The sequence below is a fragment of the Lysinibacillus sp. NPDC097279 genome, assembly GCF_044761745.1.
In the GTDB taxonomy this organism is placed as follows: domain Bacteria; phylum Bacillota; class Bacilli; order Bacillales_A; family Planococcaceae; genus Lysinibacillus.
The window spans coordinates 1,360,607-1,382,250 of sequence record NZ_JBIWDA010000001.1 but is presented as its reverse complement, the minus strand read 5'-3'; the positions used below and the strand labels follow the sequence as shown (position 1 = coordinate 1,382,250).

The 21,644-nt window shown below is 35.3% G+C and carries 18 protein-coding genes and 1 pseudogene; 14 read left to right on the top strand and 5 right to left on the bottom strand.

From position 1 onward, the window contains the following. Positions 1 to 12: 12 nt before the first annotated feature. From ACIQ1H_RS06930 to ACIQ1H_RS06885, 10 genes and pseudogenes are all read left to right on the top strand, one after another. Entirely contained in the window at positions 13 to 1,119 is a 1,107-nt protein-coding gene (locus ACIQ1H_RS06930; protein WP_337982173.1) for a TFIIB-type zinc ribbon-containing protein, read from the top strand. Positions 1,120 to 1,328: 209 nt separating this feature from the next. Next, positions 1,329 to 2,225, top strand: a complete 897-nt coding sequence (locus ACIQ1H_RS06925; protein WP_402887557.1) for a DegV family protein — start codon at positions 1,329 to 1,331, stop codon at positions 2,223 to 2,225. A 156-nt stretch (positions 2,226 to 2,381) separates the two neighbouring features. After that, a complete protein-coding gene (locus ACIQ1H_RS06920) occupies positions 2,382 to 3,587 on the top strand; it encodes an EAL-associated domain-containing protein (RefSeq protein WP_402887555.1) in 1,206 nt (401 codons plus the stop codon). A gap of 343 nt (positions 3,588 to 3,930) precedes the next feature. Further along, positions 3,931 to 4,623 (top strand): annotated as a pseudogene (locus ACIQ1H_RS06915) (hypothetical protein); the annotation flags it as partial. Between the two features lie 318 nt (positions 4,624 to 4,941). Continuing rightward, positions 4,942 to 5,115 carry a hypothetical protein gene (locus tag ACIQ1H_RS06910; RefSeq protein WP_172771383.1) on the top strand — a complete coding sequence of 58 codons (174 nt, stop codon included), beginning with the start codon at positions 4,942 to 4,944 and terminating at the stop codon, positions 5,113 to 5,115. A gap of 303 nt (positions 5,116 to 5,418) precedes the next feature. Then, the gene (locus tag ACIQ1H_RS06905; protein WP_402887551.1) at positions 5,419 to 6,171 is read left to right on the top strand and encodes an SDR family NAD(P)-dependent oxidoreductase; all 753 of its coding nucleotides are present in this window, start codon (positions 5,419 to 5,421) and stop codon (positions 6,169 to 6,171) included. 415 nt (positions 6,172 to 6,586) lie between these two features. Continuing rightward, on the top strand, positions 6,587 to 6,787 hold the full coding sequence (locus tag ACIQ1H_RS06900) for a hypothetical protein (RefSeq protein ID WP_402887549.1): 201 nt from the start codon (positions 6,587 to 6,589) through the stop codon (positions 6,785 to 6,787). Between the two features lie 127 nt (positions 6,788 to 6,914). Then, complete coding sequence (locus ACIQ1H_RS06895) at positions 6,915 to 7,646, top strand: class I SAM-dependent DNA methyltransferase (RefSeq protein ID WP_402887547.1); 732 nt, start codon at positions 6,915 to 6,917, stop codon at positions 7,644 to 7,646. Positions 7,647 to 7,697: 51 nt separating this feature from the next. After that, positions 7,698 to 8,141: an NUDIX hydrolase gene (locus ACIQ1H_RS06890; protein WP_402887546.1), complete on the top strand. Its 444-nt coding sequence runs from the start codon at positions 7,698 to 7,700 to the stop codon at positions 8,139 to 8,141. Between the two features lie 192 nt (positions 8,142 to 8,333). Beyond that, positions 8,334 to 9,185, top strand: coding sequence for a leucine-rich repeat domain-containing protein (locus ACIQ1H_RS06885; RefSeq protein ID WP_402887544.1), 852 nt, complete (start codon positions 8,334 to 8,336; stop codon positions 9,183 to 9,185). An 85-nt stretch (positions 9,186 to 9,270) separates the two neighbouring features. On the opposite strand, the gene ACIQ1H_RS06880 is transcribed toward ACIQ1H_RS06885, so the two are convergent. Beyond that, on the bottom strand, positions 9,271 to 10,230 hold the full coding sequence (locus ACIQ1H_RS06880) for a TRM11 family SAM-dependent methyltransferase (protein ID WP_402887542.1): 960 nt from the start codon (positions 10,228 to 10,230) through the stop codon (positions 9,271 to 9,273). Positions 10,231 to 10,582: 352 nt separating this feature from the next. After that, positions 10,583 to 10,912 carry a chaperone CsaA gene (gene csaA / locus ACIQ1H_RS06875; RefSeq protein WP_402887540.1) on the bottom strand — a complete coding sequence of 110 codons (330 nt, stop codon included), beginning with the start codon at positions 10,910 to 10,912 and terminating at the stop codon, positions 10,583 to 10,585. A 323-nt stretch (positions 10,913 to 11,235) separates the two neighbouring features. On the opposite strand from csaA, the gene ACIQ1H_RS06870 reads away from it, so the two are divergent. Then, positions 11,236 to 11,658, top strand: coding sequence for a MarR family winged helix-turn-helix transcriptional regulator (locus ACIQ1H_RS06870; protein WP_172771391.1), 423 nt, complete (start codon positions 11,236 to 11,238; stop codon positions 11,656 to 11,658). A gap of 79 nt (positions 11,659 to 11,737) precedes the next feature. After that, the gene (locus ACIQ1H_RS06865) at positions 11,738 to 13,087 is read left to right on the top strand and encodes an MATE family efflux transporter (RefSeq protein ID WP_402887538.1); all 1,350 of its coding nucleotides are present in this window, start codon (positions 11,738 to 11,740) and stop codon (positions 13,085 to 13,087) included. 41 nt (positions 13,088 to 13,128) lie between these two features. On the opposite strand, the gene ACIQ1H_RS06860 is transcribed toward ACIQ1H_RS06865, so the two are convergent. Together ACIQ1H_RS06860 and ku are read right to left on the bottom strand one after the other, a co-directional pair. Then, on the bottom strand, positions 13,129 to 14,100 hold the full coding sequence (locus ACIQ1H_RS06860) for a serine hydrolase domain-containing protein (protein ID WP_402887536.1): 972 nt from the start codon (positions 14,098 to 14,100) through the stop codon (positions 13,129 to 13,131). 202 nt (positions 14,101 to 14,302) lie between these two features. Continuing rightward, complete coding sequence (ku, locus tag ACIQ1H_RS06855) at positions 14,303 to 15,121, bottom strand: non-homologous end joining protein Ku (RefSeq protein ID WP_402887534.1); 819 nt, start codon at positions 15,119 to 15,121, stop codon at positions 14,303 to 14,305. A 99-nt stretch (positions 15,122 to 15,220) separates the two neighbouring features. Between ku and ACIQ1H_RS06850 the strand changes: the two genes are divergently transcribed. After that, positions 15,221 to 17,056 (top strand): DNA ligase D, encoded by a 1,836-nt coding sequence (locus ACIQ1H_RS06850; RefSeq protein ID WP_402887532.1) that lies wholly within the window; start codon positions 15,221 to 15,223, stop codon positions 17,054 to 17,056. A gap of 56 nt (positions 17,057 to 17,112) precedes the next feature. On the opposite strand, the gene ACIQ1H_RS06845 is transcribed toward ACIQ1H_RS06850, so the two are convergent. Continuing rightward, positions 17,113 to 18,075 carry an MBL fold metallo-hydrolase gene (locus ACIQ1H_RS06845; protein WP_402887530.1) on the bottom strand — a complete coding sequence of 321 codons (963 nt, stop codon included), beginning with the start codon at positions 18,073 to 18,075 and terminating at the stop codon, positions 17,113 to 17,115. 823 nt (positions 18,076 to 18,898) lie between these two features. Here ACIQ1H_RS06845 and acnA point away from each other — a divergent pair. Further along, a complete protein-coding gene (gene acnA / locus ACIQ1H_RS06840) occupies positions 18,899 to 21,604 on the top strand; it encodes an aconitate hydratase AcnA (RefSeq protein ID WP_402887528.1) in 2,706 nt (901 codons plus the stop codon). Positions 21,605 to 21,644: the final 40 nt, after the last annotated feature.

The window sequence follows — 21,644 nt, the reverse complement described above, 5'->3', positions numbered from 1 at the left end:
AGATGACTGATGATGACGACGCAAGAAGCGGAAAACGTCAAAGAGGCAAAGCTAGAATTCGATGCTGAATGTCCATCATGCAGTGCATCAATTGAATTTAACCCATCTACGGGCAAGTTAACTTGTCCTTACTGTGGCTTTGAAACAGAGATTGCGACACCTGAAATGGAACAAGAAAAAGTGGCGCAGGAAATGGATTTTGCTAAAGCTGAGGAACGAGGGAACTTTAACTGGGGCGTAGAGAAAAAAACTGTTATTTGTAAAGCCTGTGCAGCCGAAACAATTTACGATGCATTACAAGTGGCGGATAGCTGTCCGTATTGCGGTTCCAATCAAGTAATGGAAGCAAGTGCTGAAAACACACTTGCACCTAATGGCGTCTGTGCTTTCGAAATAACAGACAAACAAGCAGGCGAAAATTTTCAAAAATGGATTAAAGGAAGATGGTTTACGCCGAAAGCAGCTAAAATAAGTGCAAAGCCAGATTCATTTAAAGGTGTGTATCTACCTTATTGGACATTTGATACTAAAACAAGCTCTCGTTACTCAGCAAGCTATGGCAAACATCGTACGGTTACTGACAAAGATGGCAATCAAAAGACTGTAACAGATTGGTATTCTACAAGTGGTTTTTACCAGGAGTTTATTGATGATCATTTAATTAGTGCAACGACTCGTTATGATCGTCAAATGATGCGTAAAATTGAACCCTTTAACTTACTAAACAATAAATCCTATAAGCCAGAATATGTGGCAGGTTTTCTATCAGAACGATATAGCATTGGATTACAGGATGGTTGGAGTCAAGCAAAGAGAGAAATTCATAATCACTTACAGGCACAAATCACTTCAAAAATTCGTCTAGAAAAGTTTGCAGATGTTGTTTCCAATGTGCGCTTCTCTACAACACATGATGACATTACATATAAATATTTAATGTTGCCAATTTGGCTTTCTTCTTTCCGATATAAAGATAAAATTTTTAGATTTATGGTGAATGGTCAAACAGGTCGTGTCGGAGGAAATGCACCGATTTCACCACTACGGGTTACGATTGCAGTCCTTTTATCATTGATGGTATTAGCTGTAATCTTATATTTCTTTATGAATGAATCTTAACAAATAGCAGTATTCTAAAAGTGTGCTCACTCTTCATGCTTTTGGAATGCTGTTTTTTTATTGCGAATATTGTCGGAATGATGTCGAACAATGTAAATAAATTTTCTGATTATGATAAATGTCACTATTCATCACGGTTCTGTCTATGTATAGTTGCATAAGCTATAAGGATAATAATATTTTACAATAGACGAGGAGCACAGCATTTAATGAATAAGAAAATAGCATGGGTTACAGATACAGCAGCATTGTTAGATGAAAAATTCATACAGGACAATCAAATTCACGTTTTACCACTTAATATTGTTTTTGATGAAGGGGTATTACGAGAAACTGTTGATATGACACATGATGAATTTTATGACAAACTTCGTACGACTAAAACACATCCAAAGACATCACAACCTGCCATTGGTGAAGTGGTCGCGTTATATAAATCGTTAAAGCAGCAGGGCTATGCCTGTGCTATTGCTATTCATACTTCGCAACATTTGTCGGGCACTTATTTAAGCGCTTTCACAGCAGCACAACAAGCACAATTTGACGTCTATCCAGTCGATTCAAAAATCGGCTCATTTCCAATGATGAAAATGATTGAACTGGGTCAGCAATTAGAACGGGATGGTTTCGAACCAGATCAAATCGTTGAAAAGATTAATGAACTTGCTGATCATAGTGAACTATCTTTTATCCCGGCAAGCTTATCACAATTGCATAAAAGTGGTCGCGTTTCAGGAACACAGGCGTTTTTGAGCCATCTTTTAAATATAAAAGTCGTGATTTCCTTTGAAAATGGAAAAGTTGTTATGAAAGAAAAAGTACGTGCAGCAACAAAGGCAAAAGCATATGTGGAATCCCTTCTAAGTAAGGATTTAGAATCAAGTATTATCCCAGAAGTAGCAGTTATCCACTGCAATAATGAAGAAGGCGCAATTAGTTGGAAATCAGCTTTAGAGAAAGCTTATCCTCTTATTACTTTTCAAGTACTGCCATTAAGTGCTTGTGTTGGTGTGCATGCAGGAGAGGGTACACTAGGATTAAGCTGGGTGCGTCTGCCAGAACTTGTCGTACCAAAACAGCAAGAAAAAGAATTAGTGACCATATAAAGTGATTGGCATTTAGCCAAAAAAATATGCAGGTGAAGTTGCGAAATTCCTATAAACACACTATTATACAGTCAGAGAGCTTTTTCATAAAATGAACTGTAGATGTAATGTTATTTTTGAATAATAATAAATTATTCAAGTATGGAGGTTTCGACAATGGACGCAATTGAAGTGTTAACTAATTTAGATCAAATACATGGGTATTTTCAACCTATATTTAGCGCTGATGCGCATACGGTGATTGCCTACGAAATTTCCGGTCAGTTACAAATAGAAGGACAGCAAATCAACTTAAAGGACTTTGTTAATAATGAAGATATTCCAGAAGAATATCGTATTGATATGGAACATAAAATTTTACACGCAGCGCTAACCCAAATAGATACAATAGCAGCCGACATTGATATTTATATTCCGAGTAACCCGAATTTGTTAATGCAAGATTTCGGTGAAAGTCACTTTAATATTATTCAACAATATATAGGTGAAGAAGACCTACACCGCATTGTACTGGTGGTTTCAGAGCATCGGTTTTTAGGTGATATCAATAAATTACACCATGCACTACGTTATTTCACAACTTTTGGTGTAAAAATTGCTGTACAGGAAGTAGGAGCTGAAAGTCATTTAGAGCATATCGCATTATTATCACCGCAAATTTTAAAGGTAAATATACGCGATTTAAATTATGATTCATGGTCTGCTCAATCCGATATGATTTCTGCAATTGGAAGTTTGGCATATAAGATAGGTGCAAACCTACTGTTTGAAGGAATTGGCACAGTGTATCAATTGCAATTCGCTTGGAAAAATGGAGGACGCTTCTATCAAGGTTCTTATTTAGCTAATGCTGCAAGGACATTTGTAGAGAAAGATATATTAAAGGAACGTTTTAAAGAAGAATGTCAGCAATTTATTACTTCGGAAAAGAAAATGCTTGAGGCACAATATTTTGAGTTAAAGAAATTACGAGAGGAGCTAGAGGCAATTGTTCATCGTATCAAACCTTCTAGCGATAATATCTCACAATTAGAGCATTTAGCAGAGCTTTTAGATCATTATTCATTCCGATTATATATTTGCAATGAGGATGGTTTCCAATTAACACCAAACGTCATGCGTTACGAAGGTAAATGGGAATTACAGCCAAATGCAATTAATAAAAATTGGAGCTGGCGGCCGTATTTCCTACAAACGATTATTAAAATGCGTAATGATCAAAATGGGGAAATTTCAGAACTGTATCGAGATATTGAAACAGGGGAAATTACGCGAACGTTTTCCATTGCCATTAATGAACACGAATATTTATTCGTCGATCTTTCTTATGATTATCTCTATGAACATAATATATTTCGATAGAGTGATACACATGCTAATATAGCAAGGTATGAGGGGTACAAATTTAATTTGTACCCCTATAGTATTTCAATTTCAATTGAACCTAAAAACTATAATTCATTTAAATTTAATTGTAAGTAAACTGGACTTCTAGAGTAAGGTTAAGAATTCTTTACCTTGTCAGAATACTATTGATTTATATTCTAAATATATTTAAGATGTTGACGGGGAAATAAGTTGAAAATTATTGTTGACGGATCGCCGTATGCGATGAAAGTCGCACGTACGGTGAAGGCTCGTTATAAAGCGCTAAAATGCATAAGGCGAGAATAGTGTAAGTAATGAAGCACCAAAAGTATCAAATGTAAATATTAGTGGAACAGCGAAAGAAGGACAAGTTTTAATAGGAAACTATGATTATACTGACAAAGAAAATGATTTAGAAGGCACTTCAACTTATCAATGGTACACTTCGGATGATGTGAATGGAACAAATAAGGTAGCAATTAGTGGTGCGAATGCTAATATGTATACTTTAACGGGAGCAGATGTAGATAAATATATATTTTTTGAAGTAACACCAGTAGCACAATCTGGGGTACCATCAGGAAATCCAGTATTAAGTCTAGCAACACCACAAGTATTGGGATTATCCTTTTCTTTAGAGGATAATATAGGAAGTACCTCATATTCATTCCCACTAGGGACGAATATAAATAATGGAGCTTTAAATAGTTTATGGCCAACAGTACGTACTGAAAAACCGATTATTAATGCAACGGTTACTATTGATTTAGACGGAGCATTCACTGCTGATATTAATGACAAATATACATTTTCAAATAATGGCTCAGGAATTAATTTAACAGCAGGAATGATTTCAAATAATGGTCAAACAATCACAATTCCAAACGTAAATATTATGACATATCCAGACCAACCATTTTGGTTCATGATGAAGTTTGGTACTAAGACTCTAGTAACAGAAGGAACATTTGATATTAAATTCACAATAAATGGCGTAACTAAAGTGATGAAACTTAATGTGACAAATTAATTTTTATTAATCTTTTTGTTTTAGAATTAGATTAATAATATTTACCCTCCACAAGCACCTGTGGAGGGTTTTTTATTATGCGTCGTGAGAGCAAACGAGTTGGGCAACGGTACAGATGATTGATTCTCGATGCCTCTCATAGGTTGAGTGTTTTATGCAATAAATTGTATTAAATTAGTGAGAATTTTAAATATCCAGAGTGGTGTAAAAGATTTGTCCCTAAAATTAAAAAAATTTAAAAAACTAGAAGGATTTTTACAAATAATGTCTAATATAGTAATTGTAGTACAAAAAATTGATGAAGGAGTGAATGTAATAATGAAAAAGAAAAAGACAATATGGTCTGTGGCTGCTGCAACGCTTCTAGTAGCAACTTTATCATTTGGTGCGAGCGCAAGTGCGACAAACGATCAAGGAGGAGGTAGCAGCGGAGGGTATCCTTCTAAGCCTCCAACATGTGTTCCTGGAAAGGCATGTCCAATCCCAGTTTAAATGTTTAATGAAAACTAAATACTTTACAAAGGGCACCCAATTTGGGTGCCTTTTTCCGTCCTGTTAAATACGCTAAAAGTCAGAAAGAATTCCTAACGTGCGTACTACGATAATGTGGAATAGGTGGTATCGTAGGTGAAAAGATTAATTTTTTCCGTCTTTTAGTATCACTAGTAATCAATTCTATATTATTGAAAATTGTAATTTAATTTTTCTTACATATAAGTATTATTAGATAAAATTCCTTACAAATGAAATTTAAAATGCTAAGTTGTATTCATAACAAATACTAGGAGGGAAACTATGCAAAACTTACATGGAAAAGTAGTTTTAATAACAGGGGCAAGCTCTGGAATTGGAAGGGCTACGGCGGAGTTACTTGCATCAAAAGGTGCAAAAATCATTGTTAACTATCTTTCGAATAAAAAAGGTGCTTTAGAAACAGTACAGTGCATTCAAGAAAATGGTGGAGATGCGATCATTATTCAAGCGGATGTCACAATTAAAGAGCAAGTAAATGCAATGGTGGATCAGGCTCTAGCATCCTTTGGGAAAATTGATATTCTAATTAATAATGCTGCTGGTGGTATCCGACAAAGTACGTTTATGGATGCAAGTGAAGAATTGTGGGAAGAAACATACAGACTAAACATCAATAGTGTTCTTTTATGTTCACAAGCCGTATTAACACATATGATTCCAAGAAAAGAAGGCAAGATAATCAATATATCTTCAACTGCTGCGCGCATTGGCGGTGCTGGTGAAAGCATTCATTACGCTGCTTCCAAGGGGGCATTAAATACAATGACGATTGGTATGGCCAAAGAACTCATTGAATATGGCATCATTGTCAACGGCGTAGCACCTGGGATGGTTGAAACGCCTTTCCACGAAAAGTTTTCGCCAAATGATGATCGTCTTTCTCGCATGTCTGCAACTATACCTATTAAAAGAGTAGCACAACCAATTGAAATTGCAGAAACAATAGCTTTTCTTGCATCAGATGCTTCGAATTATATATTAGGTGAAATCATTAATGTTAGTGGGGGGAGATAGTTTTTTTTGAATGATGAGATGAATAACTTTTTATAACGGAACTCCCCTATAGTGAGTAACTTTCTGCTATATACCTATCTTCAAAAATTTTATAAAATTTAGATACTTGCCATTAAAAAATTGAGAAAAAAGTATTGACAAGTTTTTTTATGGAGTATTAACATAATTAATACCACGTGTAATACCACGTGGAAAATTTTATTTTTGGATTTATTATTTGAAAAAGAATTATAGAATCCTCAGTAATATTTTTCAAGTTTACCTTATAACAAATGGCTATGGATAAGATATATAAAAATGATTATGGAAATAGGGATTATTTTACCCAAAATTACATGAATATTAACATAGAAGTTTAGTGACAAAATGATTTAAAATGTTGGTTTGTAAATAAAGGATGTGGGAGTTTTTTCTTATGAAAAAAAGAAAAGATTTCGGTTCATTTATTACAGAGTATGGTTCATTTATGATTACCGCATATATTGTTGTGTTTTTTATCATTTCAAAAATATTTTCTTTTTCTGCTATTGATAATTGGATTGTCATTTTTGTTGGTTTTATTATGACCTTAATAATGATGAAAATTAGAAAGGATAAAGAGAAGCAAAATCATTAGCGAAATAAAATAGTGGGGCACATATTAGCGAGGACTAATTTGTGCTCTTTTTATTTTTGAATTATTAAACAATATTTACCTATTGTAAGGTATGATGATTAGTGAAAATCTACAAGGAGTGAATCGCATGGAATACAGTGGTGTAGCAGCTTATGACGATGCAACATTTTTCAACGAATACTTAACGAGAAGAAATCGTGTAGAAAGCCCGAACAATATGATCGAAAAACCGATAATGTTAGAACTTATGAGTGATGTAAAAGGGAAAACGGTGTTAGATTTAGGATGCGGTGACGCTCAGTTTGGTGTTGAACTTTTACAAAAAGGATGTATCCAATATGACGGTGTTGAAGGCTCTGAAAATATGGTAAAAGAAGCTTCTAAAAATCTTAATGAAACAAAGGGGAATGTGTATCTTTCTTCAATGGAAGCATGGGATTTTCCAAAAGAACATTATGATTTAGTTGTTTCACGATTAGCTCTACATTATATAGCAGATTTAAAGAGTATCTTTATGGAAATTCATAAATCCTTAGCTTCGAACGGAAAATTTATATTTAGTGTTCAGCATCCAGTATTAACTTCATCAATAAAAAGTGCAGCAGCTTCAGCTACTAGGACAGATTGGATTGTAGATGATTATTTTTATAGTGGCAATAGAGTAGAACCTTGGATTGATAAAAAAGTTGTTAAGTATCATCGGACAGTTGAAGAATATTTTCAACTTTTAAAGCTAGCTGGATTCAAAATTAATGATATTCGAGAAGGAAAACCAAAAGTCGAGAAATTTAGCAGTGAAAGTGAATATCAACGAAGAATGAGGATTCCACTCTTTTTAATCTTTTCATGTGATAAATAAAATTTTCTGCTTTCAAGACAACTCTCGTTCTAATAGCAAGTGAGGTGAATTATGGATATTAAAACGTTCGGTGAAAAAGATGAAGAAATAGAATACATATTACGACCTGCAGTCTATTGTGTAATGTTCAATAGTCAGAAAGATAAAATTGCAATTATTCAAACAAGTAATGGTAAGTTTTTTCTTCCAGGTGGGGGCTTAGAAAATAATGAGACACATGCGCAATGTTTGAAAAGAGAAGCACTTGAGGAAATGGGAATGGATGTTACAGTAGGTCCTTTTATAGGACGCGCACGAAGATATTTTTATTCTACAATTGAATTAAAATATTATCTAAATGATGGTTTTTTTTACTTATGTAATACAGGTATTCAAATTGCTAGTCCTATAGAGGAAGATCACTTCCTTAAATGGATGGAACCAAACCAGGCAAAAGAGATTTTATTTCATGAACATCAAAGCTGGGCTATAAATGAAGCAATAAGATGTAAATAAAAGGGGAGGTTTATTTTGCCGATTAAAAAAGCTTATGGCTATGTAACCCGCGTTAAAGAAGGTACAACCCAATTTTTGGATTTCATCAAAAGATAATATTGAACTAAGTCGTGTTCACGGAGATTATTTACATTTAAACTTTAATTAATTTATACTAAACTGACAAAATGCATTTTACGAGGAGTAAGACAAATGAAATTAAACTTCCACCATATGAATTTAGATAATTTACCAAATTTAAAAGTACCTATAGATGACATAACAGATTTAAGCTTATTCGATAATGCATTCACGACAATCCCTTGTGAAATTTACAACATGAAAAATTTAAAAAAATTAAATATATCCGTAAATAAAATCCGTCAAATGCCTGCTGATATAGGGGATTTATCAGGCCTTACAATGCTGGACGCAGGGCATAATGATATTGATATGATCCCACCTGAAATTGGCAATCTGCACAACATCGAGGATTATTTATATCTTCATAATAATAAATTACAATCGATTCCCTCTGAAATTGCAAAGCTCGTTAAAGTAAAATATTTAAATCTTAGTGATAATCAATTATTACAGTTACCAAATGAACTAGGACAATTAAACAAACTAATAGAACTTCGTGTCATGAATAATCAATTGACAGAGTTGCCGACAACTATTGGATGTTTACGTAATTTAAAAGAATTGCATGTGAAAAATAATCAACTTGCAATACTTCCAGCAAATGTAGGAGAGTTAGCATTATTAAGGGTTTTAGACATGGAAGAAAATCAATTAAAGGCGATTCCTCAATCGATATATAAGTGTTTAAGCTTAAGACGATTAAATTTAAGACATAATCAATTGACAACATTGCCTGAAGAGATTGGACGCTTAAAAAATTTATTGGAAATTGATTTAAGAAGCAATCTTCTAACAGAGCTACCAAAATCATTATTGGATATCGAAGGACTAGAACGTCTGGATCTTAGATGGAATCACGATTTACAAGTTCCATCTTGGTTAGGAGAGTTACAAGAAAAAGGCTGTATCGTATATTTATAGTTAGAAGACATGTACAAGATTGCCATTTGGCTGATGCATACGATTTTGGAAATCAAGCAATCAGCCTTTATGCAATAGTGTGGTTTTAGTTTTGTTCACATAATAAAATCTGACGTAAAAATGATTGCTTTTTCGCAATGCTTCTGTCTACTATAACCAATCCAGCGTCTGCTACTAAGTCATCAATTGTTTCAATAGTAACGATAACTACTTTATCAGCAATTCGACGAGCATGTTTTATAATATCAAATTGATCTTCGCGTGTTGAATGCGTAAATAAGTTATATGGTAAATCAATTATCGCTACATCATAGTGTTCCGTTACTTCTGAGATGGGACCTAATGTTATTGTTCCCTGTAATCCAAAATAGGCAATGTTTTCGCGTGAACCATTACATACAAGGGGATTCATATCTCTTCCTTCTATATCAATTCCCATAGAAAGGGCCTCGATTATTACCGTCCCTATACCACAACATGGATCAATCGCACGAATGTTTTGAGGCTGAGGAACTGCAATGTTCGCAACAGCTCGAGCGACTCTTGTGCTCAGCGCGGTTGAATAGCTATGTGGCTTGTGTAAATGCTTACGCCAAATGGATTCACTTTTGCTATGTATGCCAAAGTACCATCTATCATCTATAAATAAAAGACCAAAGACAACCTCAGGGAAATCAAGGTCTGGTTCTCCCTCTATACATAATCCTATTTCACGTTCCATCAATCGACGCTCTGATTGAGGGATTTTTTTTGTTTCACCTATATCAAAATTATTTAAACAAACCACTTTATAGGTTTTTGCATTTACTATTAGATTGGTCACTAATTTTTTAATGTTATCTATGCTGTTATCTTCATACAGCACTTCAAGTCGATCTTGTATAAAAGGACTACGGCTAGGGTTGACCTCTATATTGCTTATAAGAAAATTTGATTGGGAATCAACACTAAAAAATGAACGCATCTCCATTCTACATAGATCGTACTCGTCTACGTGATGTACATATGTGTATATATATTTACTCTCACTTTGTATGTTACGCAATTAATTCATCCTTTTCTAATTACTATTGCTCTAAATCCTTAATGTGCACTAAATTTTAAGTCTAACATAGTTTCAGTAATAATTGAATTCTTAGGAAGAAAGTAGGTTATGCTGTCTAAATTTTGACCGATTTTTTCCACCATAATAATAGTTGCAAAACGTGAGACAAAAATAGAAAAAAGAGTCACTTCCATATAGAAAGTGACCCCAAAACAGGAGAGTTTTTGTAAGGCTATCTAAGCTTTACATTACTATTAATATGCAGATGAAGCTATAAAGAAATAGCCATTTGCCTGTGAGATAGATTAAAATAAATCCTTTGTAATCGTTAGAGTAAAACTAGATAAGTTACTTAACTAATTTTAGTGCCATTTGGTACTGCTTGATCAGGTGTTAATAAAATAACATCTCCCTCTACAGGCACACCGCCGATAACTAGAACCTCTGATTTAAAGCCTGCTACTCGACGGGGCGGAAAATTGACAATTGCTACTACTTGTTTACCAACGATTTCATTTGGTGTATATCGTTTTGTAATTTGTGCGGAGGATTGCTTAATTCCTAATTCACCAAAATCAATGTTCATTTTTATCGCTGGAACACGTGCTTTCGGTAGTTCTTCTGCTTGAAGAACTGTACCAATTCGAATATCAAGAGCAATAAAGTCTTCAATGGTCGCCATAATTGTACTCCTTTTATATGTGTTTTTGTAAATGTTATCATAAACTGGTTTAATATCCAAAGGAAGATATTTGCGTGAAGTTGTTTTGATTGTACTTAAAAACGCCGATAAAACCTACAAAAACGCCGATAACTTCGTGTGAATCGCTGGAAGAACGCTAGAAATCGCTGATAAACTATGTGGAATCGCCGATAAAGTTCGGAAAATGATCCTCGAAAAAATAGTTAGACTTCTAACTAAAATGATTGACTTCTAAAGATCGATATTTTATTATTAGTTAGAAATCTAACTAAAAAGAAATTTTAATTGTGGAAGGTGAGACGATGAAAGAAGTCAATTATCAATTTCAAATTCGTATGATTGGTCATCAAATGAAGCAGCGCGGTGACAAAAAGCTCGAATCTTATGACATTACGATTGAACAGGGGCATGCTCTAGATTACTTAGTCTCCCATATGGAAGAGGGCATAACGCAAAAACATATGGAGAACGTCTTCCAACGTAGAGGCTCTTCTATTTCAAGCATCGTAACGAACCTGGAGAAAAAAGGTTTAGTTGAACGTAAAACAGATTTAACAGATGAGCGTCGTAAAATTATTCGACCGCTTCCAAAGGGCATCGCGATTGTTAAGGATTTTCAATTATTTTTTGAAGAATTAGATGACGAAATGACAAAAGGCTTCTCAAAAGAAGAAAAAGAACAGCTTATAGTTTTGTTAAACCGCATAATTAAAAACTTAGATTAAGATTAAGAAGGCTGATTGATTCAGTTCTTCTACTTATTTAGTTAGATATCTAACGTTTTATCAAAAAGGAGAATTTTATATGGAGAACACATATTATTTTGAGAAAGCACCTATAGCAAAGGCTGTGGCGCATTTCTCATTACCAATGATGCTCGGTATGTCTGTTAGTGTCATTTATACAATATTAAATGCCTATTTTATCGGCTTACTTCACGACTCGGTTATGATGACTGCCATCACACTGACAATTCCTATCCTTGCAGTGTTAATGGCCCTTGGGAATTTAATTGGCGTAGGGGGCGGTACATTTATTTCACGATTGCTCGGAGAAAAAAAGCTTGAACAAATAAAAGAAGTATCATCTTTTTCATTTTATGCCTCTATTGCTTTAGGAATTATCGCCATGCTAGTAGGGATTGTAGCTACTAATAGCATTACAACAGGGCTAGGTGCCAGTGCAGCGGCTTTTGACTACACGAAGCAATATATTTTAGTGATGCTAATTGGTTCGCCATTTATTATTTTAAACTTTTCATTGGAGCAAATTGTACGTGCTGAAGGTTCTGCGATCGTATCCATGGTCGGAATGTTTATAAGTGTTGGCATTAATTTAATTTTAGATCCTATTTTTATTTTCGCTTGCCATTGGGGTGTTCCAGGTGTAGCCTTAGCGACACTTATTGGTAATATCGGAGCTGTTATTTATTATAGCTGGCATATAATCCGTAAAAGTGAGTATTTAACTTTATCAATGAAATATTTTAAAATTGAAAAATCAGTCGTATTTGAAGTGTTGAAAATTGGTATTCCAATTGCGCTAATGAGTGCTTTAATGGGATTAACAGCATTGGTGTTCAACAATTTTGCTGCTAGTTATGGAGATGCGGCAGTTGCTTCTTACGGTATTTCACAACGGATTTTGCAATTTCCAGAACTCATTATTATGGGACTTTGTGAAGGTGTTGTCCCACTGATTGCCTATAATTTTACATCAAATAAAAAACGTATGAAATCAACGATAAAATTTACAAGTATGACAGTAGCGATACTAGCAGCAATATTTGCGATTCTTGTATTTTTAACGGGTAATCACTTAGTTGGTATTTTTACGACAGATCCACAGTTAATTGAATTAGGAAGTTATGTGATTAAAGTAATTTTCCTTTCATTATTCGTCACTGGTTTTACCTTCCTTATCATTGGAATTTTCCAAGCGACTGGGCAAGGAAAAGCAGCGATGATTATGTCCCTTACACAAGGTTTAATCATGATACCAATACTATTTATTATGAGTAGTATTGCAGGGTTCCATGGGATTATTTGGTCTATTTTTATAGGGGACTTCCTTACTTTCTTAATTGGGATAACTGTTTTATATGTTTTGCGTAATAAATTGACGGTTAATATTGAAGAATTACAATTGGATTAATAAAAAGGAAGAGCAAGTTTTGGCAAACATGCTCTTTCGTATCAAGACATGAACGACTTGTATAGTTCACCAATGATTCCTTTCATTTGATGAACACCTAAATCGGTATTCGTCATAACAATAAATCCCTTTTCTAAATAGGGATAGGCGACGAGCATGCATTGAAATCCAACTCCCCAACCAAGTGAGGAAATTTCAACTTCATGTTCTGTGCCATCAAGAAATATACCTAAACCAGTCCATGCCTTGCCACCTTGTGGTTGAAGAAACTGTTGGGCAAGCTGTGCAGAGATACCAACTTTACTAGACCCCTTTATAGCATTCATAAATTCTAGCAGTAATTTCGCTAAGTCAGTGGGGGAGGTCCATAAGCCACAAGCAGCAGGATAAGGATATATTGGATAGTTGCCTGCCACTAATTTGCCATTGTGATGATGACCACAAGCGAATGTTTTTTCGGAAGATTTTGTACTAGACGATAGAAAAGAGCTATTTTCCATGTTTAACGCTTTAAAAATGAGTTCATCTATAATAGCATCGAATGATTGTTGCATAACGTCTTCAATTAACTGCTGAATAATACAAAAACCAGCATCAGAGTAATGAAATTCATGCCAAGGCTTATTTGACACCTCAATTGCAATTGGACAATAAGGCGTTTTCCCATTTAACAAATCAACCATTGAAAGGCTTTCTCGAGGAGCATATAAAGGTGGGAAACTATCAATAGGGTCACTAATCCCTGATTGGTGGCAAAGTAAGTTACGTAATGTCACTTTTTTATGCTTTGTGAATGCACTCTCAGGTACTTTCCACGATGTTAGTTTCTTATTAACATCCTCATCTAAATTCAAATAGCGTTGTTCTACTAATTTCATTACTAATAGGCTAGTTAAAAATTTACTTATTGAGCATGCATTAAATACGGAACGGGCATTTACTTGATGATTGGTTCCTGCTTCTAGTGTCCCGTGATGTGCCATTTTACTGATTTGGCCATTTTCAATTAGCAATAACTTAACCCTTGGACATGGTAATGTTTCATTCGTTCTTCAATATGTATGTTGGACATTTCTGCACTCCTTTCTTCCATGTTAGTATATCACGAATGGCAAACATATGTTTTGTTAATTGTAATTTTATAACATTATTTACGTTAGATAGACGTATAAGAAAGGCATCGAGAGTAATTCTCGATGCCTTTTCAAAACGCCATTACGCGTTTTTCTTCGCTTTGGTTGCTCTTTTTCTTGTTGCTGGTTTTTTTGTTTTATCTAAAGAAGCTTGGAGTGCTGACATTAAATCGGTGACATTATCGGGTAAAGGACGTTTATCGCTAGCAGAAACTGAACTTGTCGATTTCTTTTCCTCTATAAGTTCCATCAAAGCATTACGATATTCATCTGTGTATTTTTCTGGATTAAATACAGTTGTTAATTGGTCGACTAGCATGAGTGCAGCGTCCAATTCCTTTTGAACAATAGTTGGCTCGCTCGGAATATTGGGAACGTCTTGTACACTGCGTACTTCATCAGGAAAATGGATTGTTTCCATCACGAGCGCATTTTGATAGACCCGAACAATTGCAAGCTGTTCCTTTGAACGAATGATAATTTTAGCTACACCGATTTTACCTGATTCCTCTAATGTTTGTCGCAATAGAGCATATGCCTTACTGCCTGTCGTATCAGGTGATAAAAAATAAGTACGTTCAAAATAAATAGGATCAATTTCGCCTAATTTAACAAAATCAATAATTTCAACTGCCTTATCTTCATTTTCTTTACGTAAGTTTTCTATTTCCTCTTCATCAAGAACGACAAATTTATTTTTTGCATATTCATATGCTTTCACTATATTTTCATCTGTAACCTCTTGGTTGCAGCCCTCACATACTTTTTTATAGCTAATAGGTGTATGGCATTCTTTATGAAGCTGTCGTAATTTGATGTCTTTATTTTCCGTTGCTGCATGTAATTTTACAGGAATGTTGACAAGTCCAAACGATATACTGCCTTTCCAAACTGTATGCATGTTGTCACCTCGTTTTTCTTACTATGTTATATTTTGATGATTTTTATGTATGCTAAATACAAATCGTCAATCCGAACGAAAAGAAAGTAGGTGTGCATTATGAAACCAATGTTATTAACAGAAGCAATTGAACCACCAACAGGAGAAGAATGGTTATATGAAGCAAAGTACGATGGTTTTCGCTGTATTATCCAGTGGTCTGAAGAAGAACCTATTTTAATCAGTAGAAATGGGAATGTACTTAATCAGTTGTTTCCAGAGATTATTGCGTATTGCAAAGATCTTTACAAAAAAATAAAAGCATATTTACCCTTAACATTTGATGGTGAGCTAGTCTTTTTAATGAACAACTATAAAAGTGAATTCTCAATTGTCCAACAAAGAGGGAGAATGCAAAATAAAGAAGTGATTGCTGCACACGCAAAATCTTTTCCATGTCATTATGTTGTATTTGATTTACTGCAATTTAAAGGTGAAAGTCAAACAAATCGGTATTTAAAAACACGTAAACAGCAACTAACGACACTTTTTACGAAATTGAAGATGCCGACTACTATTAATTGTGAAGATAACCGACGCCTGCAAGCAATCGATGTTTTTGAGGATACCTCAGCAATATGGCATTTGATAACTACCTATAATGGCGAAGGTCTTATTGCAAAGAAAAAAACAAGTAAGTGGCAGGAAGATGTACGCACGAATCAATGGATGAAGATAAAAAATTGGAGAATGGTTACGGTCATTGTCACGAAATATGATAAAGGAAATGGTTATTTTCAAGGTTGTGTTTATCGACAGGGTGAATTAACAGAAGTGGTTGTTTTTAGACATGGCATGAAAAATGACGAATTAAACACACTAATTGCATTTTTTAAAGCAAATGGTATTAAACAAAATGAGACATGGGAATTAGAGCCATCTATCTGTGTTGATATTGCCTGTATAGACTTTGATGGCAAAAAGTTAAGAGAGCCACGATTTCATGCTTTTCGATTAGAGATGGATCCACAGGAATGTAATTGGCAACAAATGCATCGACAACTTATGCCGATACCTGAAAGTGTACAAGTAACACATCCAAACAAGCCTGTATGGCCAGAAATCGGTATTACAAAAGATAGCTATTTGCACTATTTACAATTCATATCACCGTTAATATTGCCTTTTTTGCGTCAACGACCAGTTACATTAATCCGCTTTCCTCATGGCGTGCCAGGAGAGAGCTTTTATCAAAAAAGCAGTCCTGACAATCTCCCGAAATTTGTGGCAACAGAGAAAGTTAGTGAACATCATGGGATTTTATGTAACAATCTTGAGACATTATTGTGGCTAGGAAATCAGCTTGCGTTAGAAATTCACATTCCCTTTCAAACAATTGATACTGATAAGCCGACAGAAATTGTTTTCGATTTAGATCCACCTAATGTAGATGCATTTTCACTTGCCATAAGTGCTGCAAGCCACCTAAAAGAAATATTTGATTATTTTAAGTTACAGTCATTTGTTAAAACTTCAGGGGGCAAAGGCCTACAAGTTTATATACCTTTACCGTATAATACTTTTTCATATGAGCAAGTTCGGCAATTTACAGAGTTTGTATGTCGTTTTTTATGCGAGCAAAAACCGGGACTATATACAATTGAGCGGTTAAAGAAAAATAGAAATGACCGATTGTATTTAGACTATGTTCAACATGCGGAAGGAAAGACGATTATTTCACCATTTTCCACTCGCGGTAATCCAATGGGCTTAGTAGCGACACCGTTATATTGGGATGAAGTAAATGAACAGCTTCGACCAGAACTTTTTACAATACCTACTGTCATTGAGCGAATTAAACGGGTTGGTAATCCCTTTAGAAATTTTGAAGCAATAGGGGAGGAACAGGATTTTCATGCTGTGCTCCAGCATTTAACTAATCAAAGACAGTCGTAAAAAAATCTACAAAATTTCTCCAATTAGCCTGGAGAAACATTGCAGATTATAATTGCTTATTTTACGAGATGCTTTTCTTTTTTTGCTAAGTAATCAAGAATGCCCATTGCGGACACGATTGTATCAAAAGGAATTGTTTGATAGACTGGATGGTTTCTTGATATACCATTTTCTTGTAGAAAATGATGCAATAATGTTTGTAATCCTCTATCTAGCAACTTTACTTGTTCTTCGACTATATCAGATGCTGCTAGTGCCTTTTCACCTTCAGCTAAAAACAATGGAGTCCAATAGCGAACTTGGCGATAAGCTTCAGTTGGGTTTTGATATGCTCCATAATGACCGAAATACAATTCTTGTACATTGAGCTCCTCGTATAACTGAATAGATTTTTCCATTGTTTCAGGGTCATACTGATTTGGAGAGGTTGACGGGATGATTAAATCAATTGCTTCATCCGCCATCTCTGGATATCGGACACCAGTAGTATCGCCTACAAACAAACCATTTGTAGCAGAATAATGCATTGATACGTGGTGCTTTGCATGTCCCTCCGTATGATAGAACGTAAGCTGATGATTACCTAATGACAATATATCTCCATGTCCTGCTTCAATAATTCGTTCTGGAGCAATAGGGACGATGGGGTCAAAAAGACGCTCGAATTCATTACCATATACAGCCTTTGCACTAGCAATTAGACGACTTGGATCAACCATATGTGTAACACCACGCGGGTGTACGACCAACTTTGCATTAGGGCAGCTTTGAAGAAAAAGTCCTGCACCACCTGCATGATCTAAATGAATATGTGTAACGATGACATAATCAATATCTTCTAGTGTAATTTGCAATTCATTTAAACCTTCTATTATATAGGGAACTGAAGGACTGGCAGATGTCTCGACTAATGCGATTTTTTCATCAATAAGTAAATATGCGCTTGTACGTTCCTTCCTATTTAAATCATGTGTATCAATGCAAAAGAAGTTTGGTGCTATTTTTTGTATTCGCTCCATTAAATAAATCTCCTCCTTATTTGAAAAAATCTATTTTTTCTCTAAAACACCTTTTTTATCTACAAAAAGAGTATTTATACTATATAATAATGGAAATGCAAATTGAATGTCTATTCATTTTTAAAACATAAAGGATAAATAAAGAAGAATCTAGGCTATTGAACAGTAAAGTTTATAACGTTTACGTTCGAGTGAAGGGGAATAGTATTACAATAGAGAGAAGTATTGTTGAATAAAAGAAATTTATATGGCGACTAACAGTTTTATCATTAATGTATTAAGTAGAGCTATTCAGCAGTTAGAAAAAATTTTACAGCAAACTAAAATGTAAGTGAGAAGAGTGAAGGAGATGCTGCTTTGACAGATGAGATTTTATTCTCAGTAGGGAGTGTATGGAAATTGCGGAAATAAGGACGACTACAACCGTTCAAAAGTAGAAGTTCAATATTAGGTTGAAATCGCTCGTTACTAATGAACGGTTCACTACGCGCTTGCTTCATTTGATTTTCTATTATTTGGTTCAATAAGGATTTATTCCTTGTATTTTTATAGTAAACAACTAATTTTACTATTGTTCAAAACTATAGATGAATATTTTTTTGAAAAATGTTCACAATAAATTAGGCTGAAATATGTCATTTTCGTCACAAAATCGCTCATTCATGTAAAATAAACGAAATAATTTTTATGTCATAAGAAATACTTATTGAAAAAGATAATATTAATGTAATTTACTTATGAATATAAATACGCTATTATGGGTGTTGGAGAAAAGATGCTTTACATTAGGCCTTTTCAAAAAGATATTTAGGGGGATCCGCAAATGGCACAAGGTAATTTACACAACAGCCGCGCATCATTCGAAGTTAATGGTAAAACTTACAATTACTACAACTTAGCTGCGATTGAAAAAGCTGGCGTTGCAAAAGTTTCAAACCTTCCTTACTCAATTAAAGTATTATTAGAATCTGTATTACGTCAATATGATGCATATGTTATCAAAGAAGAACACGTAAACGAATTAGCAAAATGGGGTAACGGTGCTGATCCAGAAGCAGAAGTACCATTCAAACCTTCTCGCGTTGTATTACAAGACTTTACTGGTGTACCAGTAGTAGTTGACCTTGCATCTCTTCGTTCAGCAATGAAAGAAATGGGCGGCGACCCAAGCAAAATCAACCCTGCTATTCCAGTTGACCTTGTAATTGACCACTCAGTACAAGTTGACAAATACGGTAATGCATCTGCATTGCAAGCTAACATGGACCTTGAATTCGAACGTAACGCTGAGCGTTATAACTTCTTAAAATGGGCTCAAACAGCTTATAATAATTTCCGTGCTGTACCACCAGCAACTGGTATCGTTCACCAAGTAAACTTAGAGTATTTAGCTCCAGTTGTACACGTAAACGAAAATGCTGACGGTACATTCGAAACATTCCCAGACTCAGTAGTTGGTACTGACTCACATACAACAATGATCAACGGTATCGGCGTTCTTGGATGGGGTGTTGGTGGTATCGAGGCTGAAGCAGGTATGCTTGGTCAACCTTCATACTTCCCAATTCCAGAAGTTATCGGTGTTAAATTAGTTGGCGATCTTCCAAACGGAACTACTGCTACTGACTTAGCATTAAAAGTAACACAAGTTTTACGTCAACGTGGCGTAGTTGGTAAATTCGTTGAGTTCTTCGGACCTGGCGTATCTAAATTACCACTAGCTGACCGTGCAACAATTTCTAACATGGCTCCTGAATATGGTGCTACATGTGGTTACTTCGCAATTGACGAAGAATCATTAAACTACATGCGTTTAACTGGTCGTGACGAAGAGCACATCGCGGTTGTAGAAGCTTACTTAAAAGCTAACCATATGTTCTTTGATCCAACATTAGAGCCAGTTTACACTGACGTATTAGAAGTAAACTTAGCTGAAATCGAACCAAACCTTTCTGGTCCTAAACGTCCACAAGACTTAATTCCACTTTCTCAAATGCGTTCTCGTTACAAAGAAGCAGTAGTGGCTCCACAAGGTACTCAAGGTTTCGGTTTATCAGAAGCTGAATTCGAAAAAACTTCTGTAGCTAAATTTGCTGAAGGTGATGTAGAAATCCCAACAGGTGCTGTAGCAATCGCTGCTATCACTTCTTGTACAAATACATCTAACCCATACGTATTAATCGCTGCTGGTTTAGTTGCGAAAAAAGCTGTAGAAAAAGGTCTAACTGTACCTAAATGGGTTAAAACTTCTTTAGCACCAGGTTCTAAAGTTGTAACTGGTTACCTTGAAGATTCAGGTTTACAAACATACCTTGACCAAATCGGTTTCAACACTGTAGGTTACGGCTGTACAACATGTATCGGTAACTCAGGTCCATTACTTCCTGAAATCGAAGACGCTATCAAAGACAACGACTTATTCGTAACGTCTGTTCTTTCTGGTAACCGTAACTTCGAAGGTCGTGTACACCCACTTGTAAAAGCTAACTACTTAGCTTCACCACCACTTGTTGTTGCTTATGCACTTGCAGGTACTGTGGATATCGACCTACAAAAAGATTCATTCGGTAAAGACAAAGATGGTAACGAAGTATTCTTCGCTGATATCTGGCCTTCAACTGAAGAAGTTAACGCAGTATTAGGTACTGTAGTTAACCGTGAATTATTCCAAAAAGAATACGAAACTGTATTCACAGCTAACGAAAAATGGAATGCAATCGAAACATCAACTGAGTCTCTATACACATTTGATGACAAATCAACTTACATTCAAAACCCACCATTCTTCCAAGGTCTTGCAAAAGAGCCAGAAGCTATTAAAGGCTTAGACGGCTTACGCATTATGGCGAAGTTCGGTGACTCAATTACAACTGACCATATTTCTCCAGCTGGTGCAATCGGTAAAGATACACCTGCAGGTAAATATTTAATCGAAAACGGTGTTGCAATCCGTGACTTCAACTCATACGGTTCTCGTCGTGGTAACCACGAAGTTATGATGCGTGGTACATTTGCAAACATCCGTATCCGTAACCAAGTTGCTCCTGGTACAGAAGGTGGATTCACTACTTACTGGCCAACAGGCGAAGTAGAGTACATCTATGACGCATGTATGAAATACCAAGAACAGGGTACTGGCTTAGTAGTACTTGCTGGTAACGACTACGGTATGGGTTCTTCTCGTGACTGGGCTGCGAAAGGTACATTCCTTCTTGGCGTGAAAACTGTTATCGCACAATCTTACGAGCGTATCCACCGTTCTAACTTAGTAATGATGGGTGTTCTTCCTTTACAATACTTAAACGGTGAATCTGCTGATTCTCTAGGTTTAACTGGTAAAGAAGAAATCTCTGTAAACATTACTGACAACGTAAAACCTCGTGATATCTTAACAGTTACTGCTAAATCTGAAGACGGTACAGTTAAAACTTTCCAAGCTTTAGCTCGTTTCGACTCAGAAGTAGAAGTAGACTACTACCGTCACGGTGGTATCCTACAAATGGTTCTTCGCGCGAAAGCTGCTGAATAATTATTTCATCAAAACCGATCTCTTAGGAGGTCGGTTTTTT